At 69.5% G+C, this 14,098-nt stretch carries 13 protein-coding genes; 9 read left to right on the top strand and 4 right to left on the bottom strand.

Annotated features, from left to right (window positions below):
- Positions 1-27: 27 nt before the first annotated feature.
- Both AC1PME_RS07200 and AC1PME_RS07195 read left to right on the top strand, forming a co-directional pair.
- On the top strand, positions 28-1,806 hold the full coding sequence (locus AC1PME_RS07200; RefSeq protein ID WP_481097735.1) for an XVIPCD domain-containing protein: 1,779 nt from the start codon (positions 28-30) through the stop codon (positions 1,804-1,806).
- 101 nt (positions 1,807-1,907) lie between these two features.
- Positions 1,908-2,825, top strand: coding sequence for a peptidylprolyl isomerase (locus AC1PME_RS07195; RefSeq protein WP_481097734.1), 918 nt, complete (start codon positions 1,908-1,910; stop codon positions 2,823-2,825).
- 28 nt (positions 2,826-2,853) lie between these two features.
- Here the strand turns inward: AC1PME_RS07195 and AC1PME_RS07190 are convergent, their stop codons facing one another.
- Positions 2,854-3,366, bottom strand: coding sequence for a DinB family protein (locus AC1PME_RS07190; protein WP_481097733.1), 513 nt, complete (start codon positions 3,364-3,366; stop codon positions 2,854-2,856).
- Between the two features lie 217 nt (positions 3,367-3,583).
- Positions 3,584-4,507, bottom strand: coding sequence for a DMT family transporter (locus AC1PME_RS07185; RefSeq protein WP_254460939.1), 924 nt, complete (start codon positions 4,505-4,507; stop codon positions 3,584-3,586).
- Positions 4,508-4,725: 218 nt separating this feature from the next.
- Between AC1PME_RS07185 and AC1PME_RS07180 the strand changes: the two genes are divergently transcribed.
- Positions 4,726-5,667, top strand: a complete 942-nt coding sequence (locus tag AC1PME_RS07180) for a LysR substrate-binding domain-containing protein (RefSeq protein WP_481097732.1) — start codon at positions 4,726-4,728, stop codon at positions 5,665-5,667.
- Positions 5,668-5,944: 277 nt separating this feature from the next.
- On the opposite strand, the gene AC1PME_RS07175 is transcribed toward AC1PME_RS07180, so the two are convergent.
- Positions 5,945-6,331, bottom strand: a complete 387-nt coding sequence (locus AC1PME_RS07175; RefSeq protein ID WP_481097731.1) for a hypothetical protein — start codon at positions 6,329-6,331, stop codon at positions 5,945-5,947.
- A gap of 180 nt (positions 6,332-6,511) precedes the next feature.
- On the opposite strand from AC1PME_RS07175, the gene AC1PME_RS07170 reads away from it, so the two are divergent.
- The 5 genes from AC1PME_RS07170 to AC1PME_RS07150 all read left to right on the top strand — a co-directional run bounded on the left by AC1PME_RS07170 (position 6,512) and on the right by AC1PME_RS07150 (position 10,715).
- Positions 6,512-7,648, top strand: a complete 1,137-nt coding sequence (locus tag AC1PME_RS07170; RefSeq protein WP_481097730.1) for a sensor histidine kinase — start codon at positions 6,512-6,514, stop codon at positions 7,646-7,648.
- A complete protein-coding gene (locus AC1PME_RS07165) occupies positions 7,645-8,424 on the top strand; it encodes a LytR/AlgR family response regulator transcription factor (RefSeq protein WP_481097729.1) in 780 nt (259 codons plus the stop codon). Before AC1PME_RS07170 ends, AC1PME_RS07165 begins: the two co-directional genes overlap by 4 nt.
- A 158-nt stretch (positions 8,425-8,582) precedes the next feature.
- Entirely contained in the window at positions 8,583-8,897 is a 315-nt protein-coding gene (locus AC1PME_RS07160) for a metalloregulator ArsR/SmtB family transcription factor (RefSeq protein WP_481097728.1), read from the top strand.
- Between the two features lie 30 nt (positions 8,898-8,927).
- Positions 8,928-10,355, top strand: a complete 1,428-nt coding sequence (locus tag AC1PME_RS07155; RefSeq protein WP_481097727.1) for a DUF2867 domain-containing protein — start codon at positions 8,928-8,930, stop codon at positions 10,353-10,355.
- 66 nt (positions 10,356-10,421) lie between these two features.
- Positions 10,422-10,715, top strand: coding sequence for a hypothetical protein (locus tag AC1PME_RS07150; RefSeq protein WP_295970107.1), 294 nt, complete (start codon positions 10,422-10,424; stop codon positions 10,713-10,715).
- A gap of 322 nt (positions 10,716-11,037) precedes the next feature.
- Here the strand turns inward: AC1PME_RS07150 and AC1PME_RS07145 are convergent, their stop codons facing one another.
- The gene (locus AC1PME_RS07145) at positions 11,038-12,231 is read right to left on the bottom strand and encodes a DUF4349 domain-containing protein (protein WP_481097726.1); all 1,194 of its coding nucleotides are present in this window, start codon (positions 12,229-12,231) and stop codon (positions 11,038-11,040) included.
- On the opposite strand from AC1PME_RS07145, the gene AC1PME_RS07140 reads away from it, so the two are divergent.
- Positions 12,172-13,986, top strand: coding sequence for a DUF885 domain-containing protein (locus tag AC1PME_RS07140; protein ID WP_481097725.1), 1,815 nt, complete (start codon positions 12,172-12,174; stop codon positions 13,984-13,986). The two genes, AC1PME_RS07145 and AC1PME_RS07140, sit on opposite strands and share 60 nt — an antisense overlap.
- Positions 13,987-14,098 lie beyond the last annotated feature (112 nt).

Below are 14,098 nucleotides of genomic sequence, written 5' to 3'. Positions count from 1 at the left end.
TTTTGCATGCCATCCAGGAGGTTACGCATGAGCCCGACGCCCGCCCCCGCGGAACCCGGCCAGGCTACCGACGCCAGCTTCGCCAGTTCCGGGCACCAGTTCTCGACCGGCCCGGTCAAGCGCGATCCAGAGGCCGGTTCGGGTTCGGTCGAGTACAGCCGCACGGCCGCACAGGCCAAGTACGGCCCGCTGGAATACACCTTGGTGCACACCGGCAAGGTCGGCGCCGGCCGCAAGGAGGAAGACGGCAAGACCGTGTTCAACGTCGAGATGGAGTTCACCCAGGGCCATCGCATCCAGGGCGACTTCAAAGCCGGGCGCCTGGCCGCCGACGGCAGCCTGACCCAGGCCACCGGCGAGCGCGGCCGCTACGAGGTCCGGCTGCGCGGCGAGGCCACGGCCGACGCCGCTGCGCGGGTGAATCCCTTCGACCCCGGCACCATTCCGGTTGGCGGCAGCGTCAAGCTCGATGGCCAGGTGTTCGCCAAGACCTCGATGGAGGCCGCGTTCCGCGGCTTCGCCACGTCCAGCGAGCGCACCGACGCGGCCGGCATGAGCTATGCGGTGCAGCGCCTGGACGCCGATCGCGTCCGCGTCGCGGTCGGTCCGACCCAGGCGGTGGAACGGCTGGAGGCCGTCGGGCTGAAGACCGACATTGCCCAGGCCATGCTGGGCCGGCAGGATGCGCTGGGCCAGGCGACCATGCGCACCGCCACCTTCGACCTGCGCGAGCCGCAGGCCCAGGCCGCGTACCGCGACTTCCTGGCCAGCGGCCGGCTCGCCGCCAATGCGCCCGGCGTCGGCGACGTGCAGAAAGTCGAAAGCCTGACCATGAGTTCGGAGACCCGCGCCCAGCTCGGCCTGGGCCCGTTCAAGGCCGACCTGGGCGGCCAGCGCAACACTGGCGAGCACGTGCGCACCACCTATGCCGACGGCAGCTACAGCGTGGTCGGCAAGGTGCAGTACGCCGGCAACGTGCCGATGACCCTGACCCGCCAGTTCGACCCCGCGGGCAAGGAGCGCGTGGACGAGCGCAGCTATCAGTTCACCTTCGACAAGGTCGACCACAACCAGGCGCAACTGCTCAACGCCGCGCTCACCGGCAAGGACACCGCCTCGGCCGATACGCCGATCGCGGCCGGCCAGAACGCCACCCTGCGTTTCTCCGAGCAGCAGATGGACGCGCTGCGCCAGCAGTACCAGCGCGCCGCGCAAGCCAGTCCGATGACCGCGCACGAGGCCGCACAGTATGAGAAGCAGAGTCCGCAGGACTTCGCGATCGGCCTGGCGCGAAACCTGGGCAATTCCCAGTACGGCCTGAGCGAGCGCCTGTTCCACGTCGCCAGCAGCGCCGGCGGCACCCCAGGCGGCGAGTTGGTGCGCATCGACGCGCAGGTCGACCGCGCCGACCAGCCATCCCCGTCAGCGCCCGCGCGCTCCACCCCGAGCACGGGCACTGCGCCCGATGCGCACGCCACCGCCGATCCGCAGCAACAGGCGATGCAGGAGGCGATCGCGCGCAAGCTCACCCCCTACGACGCCAACGTCGCCGGCAGCCTGCTGCTGGCGGCCCGGCGCGATGGGCTGACCCAGGTCGATCACGTCCTGCGCAACGACAACGGGCGGGTGTTCGCAGTACAGGGCGACCCGCTGTCCGCCGACAAGCGGGTGGCCTACGTGGACGCCGCGCAGGCAGCGACCATCCCGGCCGCCGAAAGCGCCAGGCAACTGGCCGCGCTGCCGCCGACGCCGCAGCAGGCGCCGGTGCAGGAGGCGCAGGAACCGCAGCGGCGCGCGCTGTCGTAAGCAGCACGGTCGGCGGCACGGCGGTCGCGCCGTGCGGCCGGCGCATTGGCAGCGACCACCGCTTCGGTGAGAATCGGACGCTCACCGACCGGGCCGTCCTCATGCCGCTGCGCACTTCCCTGCTCGCCCTCGCGCTGTCCCTGTCCGCCTCCGCCGCGTCTGCGGCACCGCCGCCGGCGACGCCGTACCGCAGCCCGCAACAGATCCTGGACGCCTCCAAGCCCAGCGACTGGCGCACGCTGGATCCGGCCAACACGCTCTACCTGGACCTGGACGCCGGCCGCGTCGTCATCGAACTGGCGCCGGCGTTCGCGCCGCAGCACGTCGGCAACATCCGCACCCTGGCCCACGAACATTTCTGGGACGGCCTGAGCATCTACCGCTCGCAGGACAATTTCGTGGTGCAGTTCGGCGACCCCGACGGCGAGGAGCCGGGCAAGGCCAAGTCGCTGGGTAGCGCCAAGACCCACCTGCCCGCCGAATTCCAGCGCCCGGCCGCGGGCCTGGCGTTCCAGCCGCTGCCCGACCGCGACGGCTGGGCGCCGCAGGTGGGCTTCGTCGACGGCTTTCCGGTGGCGCGCGATCCCAAGGCCGGCACCGCCTGGCTGGCGCACTGCTACGGCACGCTCGGCGCCGGCCGCAACAACGACGAGGACAGCAGCATCGGCGCCGAACTGTACGTGGTCACCGGGCAATCGCCGCGGCAACTGGACCGCAACATCACCGTGGTCGGCCGCGTGGTCAAGGGCATGGAACTGCTCAGCGTGATCCCGCGCGGGCCGGACCCGATGGGCTTCTACGAGAAACCCGAGCAACGCACGCCGATCCGCGCGATCCGCCTGGCCAGCGACGTGCCGGACGCCGAACGCACGCCGCTGCAATTGCTGCGCACGGATACGCGGACCTTCCGCGAGGTGGTCGAGGCGCGGCGCAACCGCCGCGATGCGTTCTACAAGCGTCCGGCCGGGCACATCGACCTGTGCAACGTGCCGCTGCCGGTGCGCACGCCGCCGCAGTGACGCGTCATGCGCGCGCCGTCCGGCGCGCTCAGGCGCCGCCGACGCTGCGCCGCTGCGGCTGCTGTACGTGCAGGAAGCGCGTGAACAGTTCGCGCGGCTGCTCCACGGCGCACTCGGTCAGCAGCATGGCGATGTTGCCGCGATGGAAGGCGCCATGCGCCAGGACGTGGAACAGCATTTCCTGCCGGCTCATGCTGCCGGCGTCGCCATCGGTGAAACGGAACGCAAGCGTCTGCTGCAAGGCGGACGCATCGAGCCGGGCGACGTAATCGGCATACCATCGGTCCGATTCGGTCACCGCCGCGCCCAGCGCCTCCAGTTCCGGCGTCTGCGGCGTGTTGCTCGCGGTGAAGGCATGCGTGCCGCCCTCCAGGTGTGCGGCGAAGATCCGGTCCACGACATACGTGTGGTTCAACAGCCGGATCGCGCGCTGCCGCTGCGCCGGATACGCAGCCGCATCGATCTGCGCCAGCGCCTGCAGCAGTTCGGCGTTGGCCCAGGCCTTGAAAGCGAACTGCGATGCGAGCAGGGAATCGGTCATTGCGTCGCCCTCCAGGCCAGACGGTCGTGCCATGCGGCGGTTGCGGCGGCACCACGCGGGCGCGCCAGTATCCAGCATCCTCACCCACGCCTGCCACCTGCGGATCGGCTGTCGCGTCCTGGTAGGTGCCGGTGGTGTTCCGACGCCGCCACGCGGCGGCTGGCAGGCCGAAGCCGACCCGCGATGTCGCTAGCGCATGGATGACACGTCCTACCGCCTACCGCGCGCGCTGGCTGAAGGCGACGCTGCCCAGGATCAGCGCCCCGGCCAGCAGCATGGTCCAGGTCAACGGCTCGCCCAGGAACCACCAGGCCAGCAGCGCGCCGAACACCGGGATCAGATAGGTCACGGTCGAGGCGCGGGCCGGGCCGATGCGCTGGATCAGCCGGTAGTACATCAGGTAGGCCAGGCCGGTGCAGACCACGCCCAGGCCGCCGGCGCAGGCCCAGGCCAGCGCCGGCACCGGTGCGGTCGGCCAATGCGTCCACGCCAGCGGCGCCAGCAGCAGCGCGCTGCAGCCCAGCGTGGCCGCCGCCGACGCGGCCGGCGGCAGGTCGCCCATGTGCCGCTTCACCAGGTTGTAGCCGATGCCGTACAGCAGCGACGCGGTGGCGCCGGCGAAGGCCGACGGACCGACGCTGAGCCCGGCCGACTTGCCGGTGGCCAGCACCAGCACGCCGACGAAGCCCACCAGCAAGGCCAGCGCGCGACGGGAACCGATCCGCTCGCCGAAGAACAGGAACGCGATCAGCGCGGTGAACAGCACCGTCATCGCATTGCAGATCGCGCCGATCGCCGCCGGCGCATGCTGCGCGCCCCACGCGAACAGCAGGAACGGCAAGGCGGAGTTGAGCACGCCGATCGCCGCCAGGGTCGGCCAGCGCCGCAGCGGGAAGCGCGCCCGCGCCAGCCACAGGAACGGCAGCAGCACCGTCGCGCCCAGCGCCAGGCGCAGTTCCACCAGCGCATAGGCGCCGAACTGCGGCGCGGCCACGCGCATGAACAGGAACGAGCAGCCCCAGACGACGCCGAGGAAGCCCAGTTCCAGCGGCGTGCGCCAGTCGCGTGTCGCAGCGCGGTCGGGTGTGGACGCAGGTGGGGCGGAGATGGCCGGCTGCAGGGAGGGTTCGGAAGTGGGCATGGAGGAGGCTCGCGGTCGACCGGAAACGCGCCGCAACGCTCATGCGACGCCACGCATCCGCTGCCGGCTGCGGATGCGTGGCGGCGCGGTCGCGCCACATCCCGCATCGCGCCTGCCCGCCGCGCATGTCGTGTTCGGCTGCCAGCATCGCCCCGCATCACAGGGGCCGACAAGCGCGTAGTATCGTCGCGAGCCACAAATCTGCCGCGTGTCTGACCGTGCAACTGCGCCCGTCCCTGCTGCCCGCGCTCGGCGTCTTCGCCGCCGCGGCCCGCCACCAGAACTTCGCCCATGCCGCGGAGGAACTGCATCTCACCGCCAGTGCGGTCAGCCACCATGTGCGGCGCCTGGAAGCCCTACTCGGCGCCACGCTGTTCCAGCGCCACGCGCGCGGGGTCAAGCTGACCGCCGAGGGCCGGCAACTGGCCGATGCCGCCAGCGCGGCACTGGCCGATATCGCCGCGGTGGCCGGCAACCTGCACCCGCAAGCTGACACCGCGCCGCTGCGCATCACCACGCTGCGCTCGCTCTCGTACTGCTGGCTGCTGCCGCGCCTGCCACGCTTCTGCCAGGCTTATCCGCACGTGCGCCTGGAGATCCAGACCGACTCGGCGTTCTCGCGCTTCGAAGAAGGCGGCCCGGAGCTGGGCATCCGCTACGGCCAGGGCGACTGGCCGGGACTGACCTCGCACCACCTGATGGACGACGAACTGTTCCCGGTCGCCTCGCCGGCCCTGCCGCAACTGGCGACGCTGCGCCGCCCGGAGCAGATCGCGCAGTTGCAACTGCTCACCGACATGTCGCCGCAGGGCTGGCGCGACTGGTTCCGCGCCGCCGGCGTGCGCGGCGTGGCGCTGCCGCCGATGCACACCTTCAACGACAGCACCGATGCGCTGCGTGCGGCGGTGTACGGCGTGGGCGCGGTGCTGGCGCGCAAGCACATCGCCCAGCCCTACGTGCAACGCTACGAACTGGTACGCCTGCCCGGCCCGGCGCTGACCGCGCGCTATTCCTACTACATCGTGCATCCCACCCACCGCCTGCTCAGCCCGGCCGCCAGCCACTTCATCGACTGGCTCAAGCGCGAGGCGCCGGACGAGCGCACGCCGCTGCCGGCGCTGCCGGCGGAACTGCTCGGGCTGCCGCCGAAGGCGGGTTAGTTCGTTTGGCCGTGCGTGCGCAGCGAGTGCGCAGTGAGGTGGTGGCGCGACAGAGACCTTAAGGACTGAAGTCCCTCCCACAGATGGCGGAAGCCCCTCTCCGATCGGGAGAGGGGTTGGGTGAGGGTCCGGCGCAAAGGCGACTCTTGGAGCCTGGATGTACGAGGCTGCGCCCGTTCCCTCATCCGCCCCTGCGGGGCGCCTTCCCCCGAAAAGGAGGCCATGGTCCCGATGGGAGAAGGAAGCGCCGTCGCCGCTCTCCGATCGGAAGCGCAGGTCAAGGTGAGGTTCCAGCCGTCTCAGCGACCTGCAGCGCATGCCCGCCGGACTGCGAATGCGGCAGCGGCCGGATGCGCACGCGGTGCGCACAGACGTCCACATCCGGATACAGCATCGAACGTCCGTTGCGAAAGGTGAAGCGAAGATCGTAGCGGCAGGCAGCGCCTGCGAGCGGGAAGGTCGCTGCGTCGCCACCGCCCAGCAACGGCGCGTGGAGTGCGACCTCACGGAACGCTCCACTGCCCGGCGCAGCGACCGCCAGCGACGTCAGCGCGTCATAGGCACGGTTGCTGAGTTCCAGATAGCGGACCGGTTCGGCGGCGGCCGCCGGTGCGGTCGCGACGAACAGGGAGACGGTGAAGGCAAAGAGACGGATCGAGGGCATGACGGGATCTCCGATGGGAAGGATTCGCCAGCCACACGGGGTAGATGCCCCTGTACCGGCGTCCCATCAGGCCGCGTGATCGTGCGGCTGCAAATCGATTCGGGACGAATCGTCGCTCTCGCGCTCCCAATCGTAGTGCGCACGCACCGGCGCTTTCCACGGCGTGTCGCTGCGCCTAGGATGCGCCCGTCCCCCCTCGACCGCCTCTGGATGAACGTCCGACTCGGCACTACCGAAATTCGCCTGGGGCGCTATATCGCGCTGTGGACGCTGGTGGCCATGGTGTTCATGCTCCAGAACATCATCAACAACAGTGCGTCTGCCGGCAGGTGGCCTCTGGAGGTGCTCATCCGGTGGTCGCTGATCCAGTGGTACAGCTGGGCCCTCCTGGCGCCCACCGTCTTCCGGCTCGCCGAACGCTTCCCTGTCCGCGGCGCCCAGCGCTTCCATGGACTTGGCGCGCAGGCAGTCGCCAGCCTGTGCGTGACGTTTGCCGCGATGGTCATCGGCGCACTGGTCTCCACCCTGTTCGAACCCAGCGGTTTCGCCGAACAACTGGGTTATTTCCTGGAGCAGCACTTCGCGATCGGGCTGCTGACCTACTGGACCTTGTTCGCGATCCAGCAAGCGTTGCACTTCCACGCCGAGAAGGCACGGCGCGAAGTGGAAGCCAGCCGCCTGGCCGCCGAACTCGCGCAGTCGCGTCTGCAAGCGCTGAAGAGCCAGCTGCAACCGCATTTCCTGTTCAACACGCTGCATGCAATCGTCACCCTGCTGGACGAAGACACACTCGCCGCCGAGGACATGCTGCTGCGGTTGAGCGAGCTGCTGCGCGCGTTCCTGGAAGACTACGACGGCCAGGAAATCACCCTGGAACGCGAACTGGCCCTGCTCGACCTGTATCTCGGCATCCAGCGCAAGCGCTATGGCGACCGCCTGAGCACGAAGATCTATGTCGCGCCCGGCACCCTGCACTGCGCAGTGCCCAGCCTGCTGCTGCAACCGCTGGTGGAGAATGCGATCCGCCACGGCATCGGCCAGCGTGTCGGCAGCGACCGCATCGAGATCGAGAGCCGGCGCGAAGGCGAAACGCTGTCCATCGAAGTGCGCAACGGCAACAGTACGCTGGAGGAAAACGGCAGTGCGAGCGGACACGGCATCGGTTTCTCCAATACTCGCCTGCGGCTGAAGGAACTCTACGGCGACAAGGCCGACATCCGGCTCGACATGCTCTATCCGCTAGGCGTTTCCTGCCGCATCCGGCTGCCCTTCCGCGAACTGGACGCCGAGGAAGCCCCGGAGCACGTCGCCGTATGAGTATCACGGCGCTGGTCATCGACGACGAGCCGATCGCGCGCCACGCCATCGTGCGGCTGTTGCGCGCCGATCCGGACATCGAACTGCTGGGCGAATGCGGCGATGGCGCCTCTGCGGTGGTCGCGATCCGCAGCCAGTCGCCGGACCTGGTGTTCCTGGACATCCAGATGCCGGCACTGACCGGCATGGACGTCGTGACCACGATCGGTGCGGCCAACATGCCGGCAACGATCTTCGTCACCGCCTACGAGCAGTACGCGGTGCGTGCATTCGAGGCCAATGCAGTGGACTACCTGGTCAAGCCCTTCAGCCGCGATCGCTTCGCCGAGACACTGCAGCGCGCAAAGCGGCGCCTGTCCGCCGGCAACGGCATGGGATCCTTCGCCGAGGCGCGCATTCTGCAGACCCTGGATGCGCTGCGCCAGCGCGACGACTATCTGCAACGGATTCCGGTGCGCGTCGACGAAGCAGTGGTGTTGATCGCGGTCGAGGACATCGTCTGGATCAAGGCCAGTCGCAACACGGTGCTGATCCACTTGACCGACCGCACCCATGAACTGCGCGAGACCATGGCCACGCTGGCCGCGCGGCTGGACCCGCGCCACTTCGCCCGCGTGCATCGATCGGCGATCGTCAACCTGCGTCGGGTCAGGGCGATCCATCCTTGGTTCAACGGCCACCACGTGGTCACGATGGAGACGGGACAGCAACTACGCATGAGCCGCTACCAGCATGAAGCCTTCCTGCGCCTGGTGACCACACGCAAGGAAAGTTGAAACGCGGGCACCTCGCCGGTCACGTCTTTTGCGACAACGACTCTCCTCATGGACGGAGAACGTCATGGGGGAAACCGCGTCACAGCGTCGATTCGACACTTGACATGGACCAGGCGACACGCCATTAATTAACTAATTCGTTAATTATCTAAGCCCCGATGTCCATCGACCGCGTCTTCGAAGCCCTCGCCTCGCGCCCACGCCGCGAGATCCTGGCCTATCTGTCGGCACAGGAACTCACCGCCGGCGAGGTCGCGCAGCGCTTCGCGATGAGCGCGCCGGCGATCTCGCGGCACCTGTCGGTGCTGGAAGCGGCCGGGCTGGTGGCGAGCGAGCGCCGCGGCCAGTTCGTGGTGTACCGGCTCACCCCCGACAACCTGGTCAACACCCTCAGCGGTTTCGCCTTCGAGATCTGCCCCAGCGCCGGCCCGCTCAAACGCGAATCGCGCAGGCAGGCCAAGCGCACCGCCTGATCTTCCCGCCACGGCAACAGGAGTCCGCCGATGACCGCCGCACCGCTCAGCGAACACGCCGCCGCGCAAACCGGATTTCCCTCGGTGCGCCTGCCCTCCTACAGCGGCGGCTTGCCGGTGGAGGTCATCCTGATCGCCCAGCTCGGCGTCGGCGCCGGCGATCCGTTGATCGCCCAGGCCTGCCTGCGCCAGCGCGCGCATCCGCAGTTCCGCGACGCGCTGGACGAGCCCTCGGCGCGCCTGGCCGGCACCGATTTCAAAAACGGCGAGTCCACCGCGCTGTACTCGTTCGCGGTCGGCAGCGGCGGTCATCCATTCCATTGCCATGCCGGGCATCGCATGTTCACCGCGATCACCGGCAGCGGCGGCGCGCTGCTGCGTTTCAGCACCGCCTCGCCGGCGCAACTGGCGCAGGATCCGCAGCATTTCCTAGCCGCGCTGCGGCACGTCGAACTACCCGCCGATTGCCTGTTCAGCGTGCGCTTCGGCGGCGGCACCTGGCACCAGTTCGCGCCGCTGCGCGCGCAGTCCGGGCACCCGGCGTTCTTCGCCCTGTCCTGCCACAGCGATGAAGCCGGCGGCGCGCTGGCCGAGGACGTGCGCGCACAGGTGCTGGCCGGCACCGCCGACATCGCCACCCTCACCGAACTGCTGCCGCCCGCAGTCACAGCGCTACTGGCCTCGCCGCAGGCGCAGGCGCGATCCGTGCCGACGGTGCGGCTGTCGCTGGCGGCCTCGCCGGGCAGCCGGCGCCTGGCTTGGTGCACCGGCTTGCGCGCCCTCAGCGGACGCCTGCGGCAGCGGCTGGGCGCCTGGCGGCATCCGGCCGGCTTCGCGACGCTGGCGCCGCGCTTGCCACGCGCGCGGGTAACGCCGCAGTTGCTGCCCGGCTCGCTGCTCGAACAGCAACTGCCCGCGCATCATCACCAGGACAGCGTACGGCTAGCGGTGCCGGCGCAGGCGCGGCGGCCGCTGAGCGCGCACGCGCTGATGGCGGCGTTGCTGGATGGCTTCCTGCAGCACCCGCCGCGTGGCGTGACCTGGCTGATGCGCCTGCGCAACGTGCTGGTGGCGCCGTTGCGGCTGCGCACCTCGCCACTGGGCTGTCCGGTGTCCTCGCTGCTGTCGCCACAGCGCGAGCAGTTGTTCGCCGGGCGCTTCCCGGTGCTGGCACAGGCCACTCAGGCGCAGCGCGTGCAGGTACTGCTCGGTGCCGACGATCGCCACCTGGCGTTCCGCAGTTGCGTGGGCGTGAGGCTGCGCGACGACGGCAGTGCCGAGCTGAGCCTGGAAACGCGGGTGGCCTGCCGCAATCGCTTCGGGCACCTGTACATGGCCCTGATCGCCGCCGCGCATCGCCGCTACATCGCGCCGACGCTGCTGCGCGCGGCCGCCGAGGCACTGCTGCTGCCGGTGGCCGAGCATGCCGCCCCGGACGCGGTCGTGCCGCTGCGCTAAGCGCGTCATCACCCCGCCTTAGCCGATGCCTGCCTAGCCTGCGCCTTCCCCCTAAGAGGAAGGCACATGCCCCAGCTCCGCATCCGCATCACCGGCAGCGAGGACGACGCCCGCGCCATCATCAACCTGCTGTCGAGCCTGGAGGGCATCGAACACGTCGAGGAAATCGACGACCTGATGCCACACATGGACGACGACGATTCCAGCTCCGCCGGCCTGCCCGACGACCAGGGACCGGGCACCCACGAAGTGGAAGTGGACGCCGGCAACGCCGCCACCGCACAGAAGGTGCGCGAGGCAGTGGAGGCGCTGGCGTTCGAACTGGACGTGGTCGTGGAGTTCGAACAGGACGAAGGCTGAGGCCTGCATCCGGGGCGTTGCGCCGCGTGGCGCTGCGTCCTGGCATGCTCATGGCCAGCATCCTTGCTTTCCAGCGGCGCCAGCCGCGCCTCAGGTACCCGACTTCAAGGCGTCGGGACTGAAGTCCCTCCCACAGTGCACCCAGTGAATCTATCGCGAGCCCCAGCAGGAGTCGTTTTGCTGTCGCTCAAGCTTGAGTGTCAGACGAGAAGAACGGCAGGAGCGGCTTCAGCCGCGACCCGCAACCCATCATTGTCCGCTGCTCGCGCATCACCTCCATCCGTTCCTGCCCGATCCCGTCGGACGGGAACAGATTCCTCCGCTAGGCGGAACGACGCCGCCGTCGGCGCCAGGCGATCAGCCGCCACAGCACGTAGCCAAGCAACGCGAACGGCGCCAGGCCGACCACCGCGCGAATCGCCCAGGCGATCGAGCCGGCGAAGATTTCGCCACTGTCGCGCAGCGCATCGCCGATGTCGCTGCGGCTGCGCTCGGCGGTCGGCGCGGCGAACGTCAGCGTCACCCGCTGCGTATCCAGGCGCCGGCGCTGCTGCGCGGCCTCCTGGCTGGTGGCGAGCAACTGCGTCTCCACGGCGGCCAGCTTCTCCGACAGCGCGATCATGTCGGCCACGCTGAGATCGCGACGTTGCTCGAACTCCTGCAGACGCCGCTGCTCGGCCTGCAGCCGCTGGCGTTGCGCGTCGTTGTCCTGCACCGCCTGCGCCAGATCCTCGGCATGGGTGGTGCGGCTTTCGATCTGGCCGTCCTGGCCCGCCTGCGCGATCAACGGCTCGACCCCGGCCGGCGCGATCCGCACGCTGAGTTCGCCGCGCGGCCGCTCGCCGCCGCGCTGTTCGACCTGCAACACCGTGCACGCTCCGAAACTGGCTTTCAGGCAGCCGTCCTGCAGTTGCTTGAGCCGTGCGGGAATCTGCGCCGCCGGCAGCGCCACGCTGACCTCGTGCTCGTAGGCCAGGGACGGCATGACGCGTCCGTCGCCACTCGGCGGGGGGGCCGCGACGGCCGCGTCTGCCGCCTGCACCGCGGCCTCCGCCGCACTGGCGGCGCTACTGGCAGCATCGGCGGAATAGCGATCGGCGGCCGGCAACGCAGCGCTCTCGCCGCCGCGGCTGCAGGCCGCGAGCGACGCCAGCAGCGCCAGCGAAGCACCCCAACGACGCCAGCGCCGGCGCGCAGGCAACAGACTGCGTGCCGCGCCAGCGGGCACGGCGCGCCCTGCGGCGGCGGCAGGCAGTGCAGCGTTAATCGCGACCGCCGCGGTGGCGGCCTTCGGATCGAACGCGAAATCGAACGCGACAGGGTCGCGGTGGCGACGTCCGTTGTCCTGCATTGTGCAGCTCCCGGGTGGCAAAAACCGCAAGGGTAATCCAATGGCAGGGGCGCCGGCAGCCGCGGCGGCGCTACCCTGGCGGATCGACCCACTCCAGGAATCCCGATGCGCCAGCACCTGCTCGCCGCCGCCCTGCTCGCCGCCCTCGCCGGCTGCCAGCAGCAACCTGCCGACGCGCCCGCCGCCAGCAACGCGCCCGCCAAGACCGCGACGGCATCCGATGCGGCGGCCGACGCCAGCTTCGCCGCGCTGTCCAAGCGCGCGGTGGACACCTGGATGCAGCTGTCTCCGGTCAGCGCCACCCAGACCGGCGACCACCGCTACGACAGCGAACTGGACGACCTCAGCGCGGCCGGACGGCAGAAGAGCCTGGACGCGAGCAAGCAGTTGCTGGCGGAGCTGGACAAGCTCGACGTGAGCAAGCTCTCGCGCGAGAACCAGGTGGACGCGGCGATCCTGCGCAACCAGTTGCAGTCGGACATCTGGAACAGCGAGGTGGCGCAGGGCTGGGCGACCGATCCGCAGGTCTACAACGGACTGGCCGGCGGCGCGATCTACGGACTGATGGCGCGCGAGTTCGCGCCGCTGCCGGAGCGGCTGAAATCGGCCACCGCGCGCATGGAGAAGATCCCGGCGCTGTTCGCGCAGGCGCGCGCCAACCTGGACCCGGCGCGCGTGTCGGAGATCAGCGCCAAGACCGTGGCCAAGCAGAACCGCGGCATCCTCAGCATCGTCGACAGCTTCATCGTCCCGCATGTCCAGGAACTGCCGCAGGCCGACGCGCAGCGTCTGCAGGCGGCGATCGAGGGCCTGAAGAAGGCCGTGGCCGAGCAGCAGACCTGGCTGGACCAGACCCTGGTGCCCAACGCCAAGGGCGACTTCCGCCTGGGCGCGGAAAAGTACGACCAGAAGCTGAAGTTCGCGCTCAACTCCTCGCTGTCGCGCGCCGACATCAAGCAGCGCGCCGAAGCCGAACTCAAGCGCGTGCGTCAAGACATGTACGGCATCGCCCGCACCGTGCTCAAGGACAAGCCCGGCGCGCCGGCCCTGGTCGATGCGCCCAGCGACGAACAGCAGCAGAAGGCGATCGAAGCGGCGCTGGAGCTGGCCTACGCGCAGCATCCGGCGCGCGACAAGGTGGTCGAGGCCGCCAAGGCCTCGCTGGCCGACGCCACCGCCTTCGTGCGCAAGAAGGACCTGGTGACCCTGCCCGACGCGCCGGTGGACATCATCCTGATGCCCGAATTCCAGCGCGGCGTGGCGGTGGCGTACTGCGACTCGCCCGGCCCGCTCGACAAGAACCTGAAGACCTTCTACGCGGTGTCGCCGATCCCCGATGACTGGACCGCGCAGCAGGCCGACTCGTTCCTGCGCGAGTACAACAGCCGCATGATCCATCTGCTGAGCATCCACGAGGGCGTGCCCGGGCATTACGTGGAAGGCTGGCACTCGGCCAAGTTCCCCTCTACGTTGCGCGGCGTGCTGCGCTCGGGCGTGTTCGCCGAGGGCTGGGCGGTGTACACCGAGCGGATGATGCAGGAGCAGGGCTACCTGGACAACGATCCGCTGTTCCACCTGGTGCAGCTGAAGTTCTACCTGCGCAGCATCGCCAACGCGCTGCTCGACCAGGGCGTGCACGTGGACGGCTGGAGCAAGCAACAGGCGCTGCACCTGATGGTGCACGACGCCTTCCAGCAGCAGAGCGAGGCCGAGGGCAAGTGGGTGCGCGCGCAGCTGACCTCGGCGCAGTTGCCGACCTACTTCGTCGGCGTGCAGGAGCACCTGGACCTGCGCAAGGCGATGCAGGACAAGCTCGGCGACAAGTTCAACCTCAAGGCCTACCACGACCAGGTGCTGTCCTACGGCGCGCCGCCGGTGCGGTTCGTGCGCGAGCTGATGCTGGACGAGCCGATCAAGTAGCTGGGATTGGGGAGTCGGGATCGGGGATTGGCAACGGTGGCGGCGCCGAGGCGCCGGGAGAAAGCTCCCTCGGTTGAGGGGGCTGCCGGAGACGGTCAAAACGGATGACGCC

The sequence above is a fragment of the Xanthomonas sp. NCPPB 901 genome (genome assembly GCF_056725085.1).
This window is presented reverse-complemented; position numbering and strand designations above follow the sequence as displayed.

Bases quoted from the DNA above. Each gene is read 5' to 3' on its own strand.
- AC1PME_RS07175 (WP_481097731.1), bottom strand. From the start codon at position 6,331: ATGCCCTCGATCCGTCTCTTTGCCTTCACCGTCTCCCTGTTCGTCGCG.
- AC1PME_RS07155 (WP_481097727.1), top strand. From the start codon at position 8,928: ATGACCGCCGCACCGCTCAGCGAACACGCCGCCGCGCAAACCGGATTT.
- AC1PME_RS07190 (WP_481097733.1), bottom strand. From the start codon at position 3,366: ATGACCGATTCCCTGCTCGCATCGCAGTTCGCTTTCAAGGCCTGGGCC.
- AC1PME_RS07160 (WP_481097728.1), top strand. From the start codon at position 8,583: ATGTCCATCGACCGCGTCTTCGAAGCCCTCGCCTCGCGCCCACGCCGC.
- AC1PME_RS07185 (WP_254460939.1), bottom strand. From the start codon at position 4,507: ATGCCCACTTCCGAACCCTCCCTGCAGCCGGCCATCTCCGCCCCACCT.
- AC1PME_RS07170 (WP_481097730.1), top strand. From the start codon at position 6,512: ATGCGCCCGTCCCCCCTCGACCGCCTCTGGATGAACGTCCGACTCGGC.
- AC1PME_RS07140 (WP_481097725.1), top strand. From the start codon at position 12,172: ATGCGCCAGCACCTGCTCGCCGCCGCCCTGCTCGCCGCCCTCGCCGGC.
- AC1PME_RS07165 (WP_481097729.1), top strand. From the start codon at position 7,645: ATGAGTATCACGGCGCTGGTCATCGACGACGAGCCGATCGCGCGCCAC.
- AC1PME_RS07200 (WP_481097735.1), top strand. From the start codon at position 28: ATGAGCCCGACGCCCGCCCCCGCGGAACCCGGCCAGGCTACCGACGCC.
- AC1PME_RS07195 (WP_481097734.1), top strand. From the start codon at position 1,908: ATGCCGCTGCGCACTTCCCTGCTCGCCCTCGCGCTGTCCCTGTCCGCC.
- AC1PME_RS07150 (WP_295970107.1), top strand. From the start codon at position 10,422: ATGCCCCAGCTCCGCATCCGCATCACCGGCAGCGAGGACGACGCCCGC.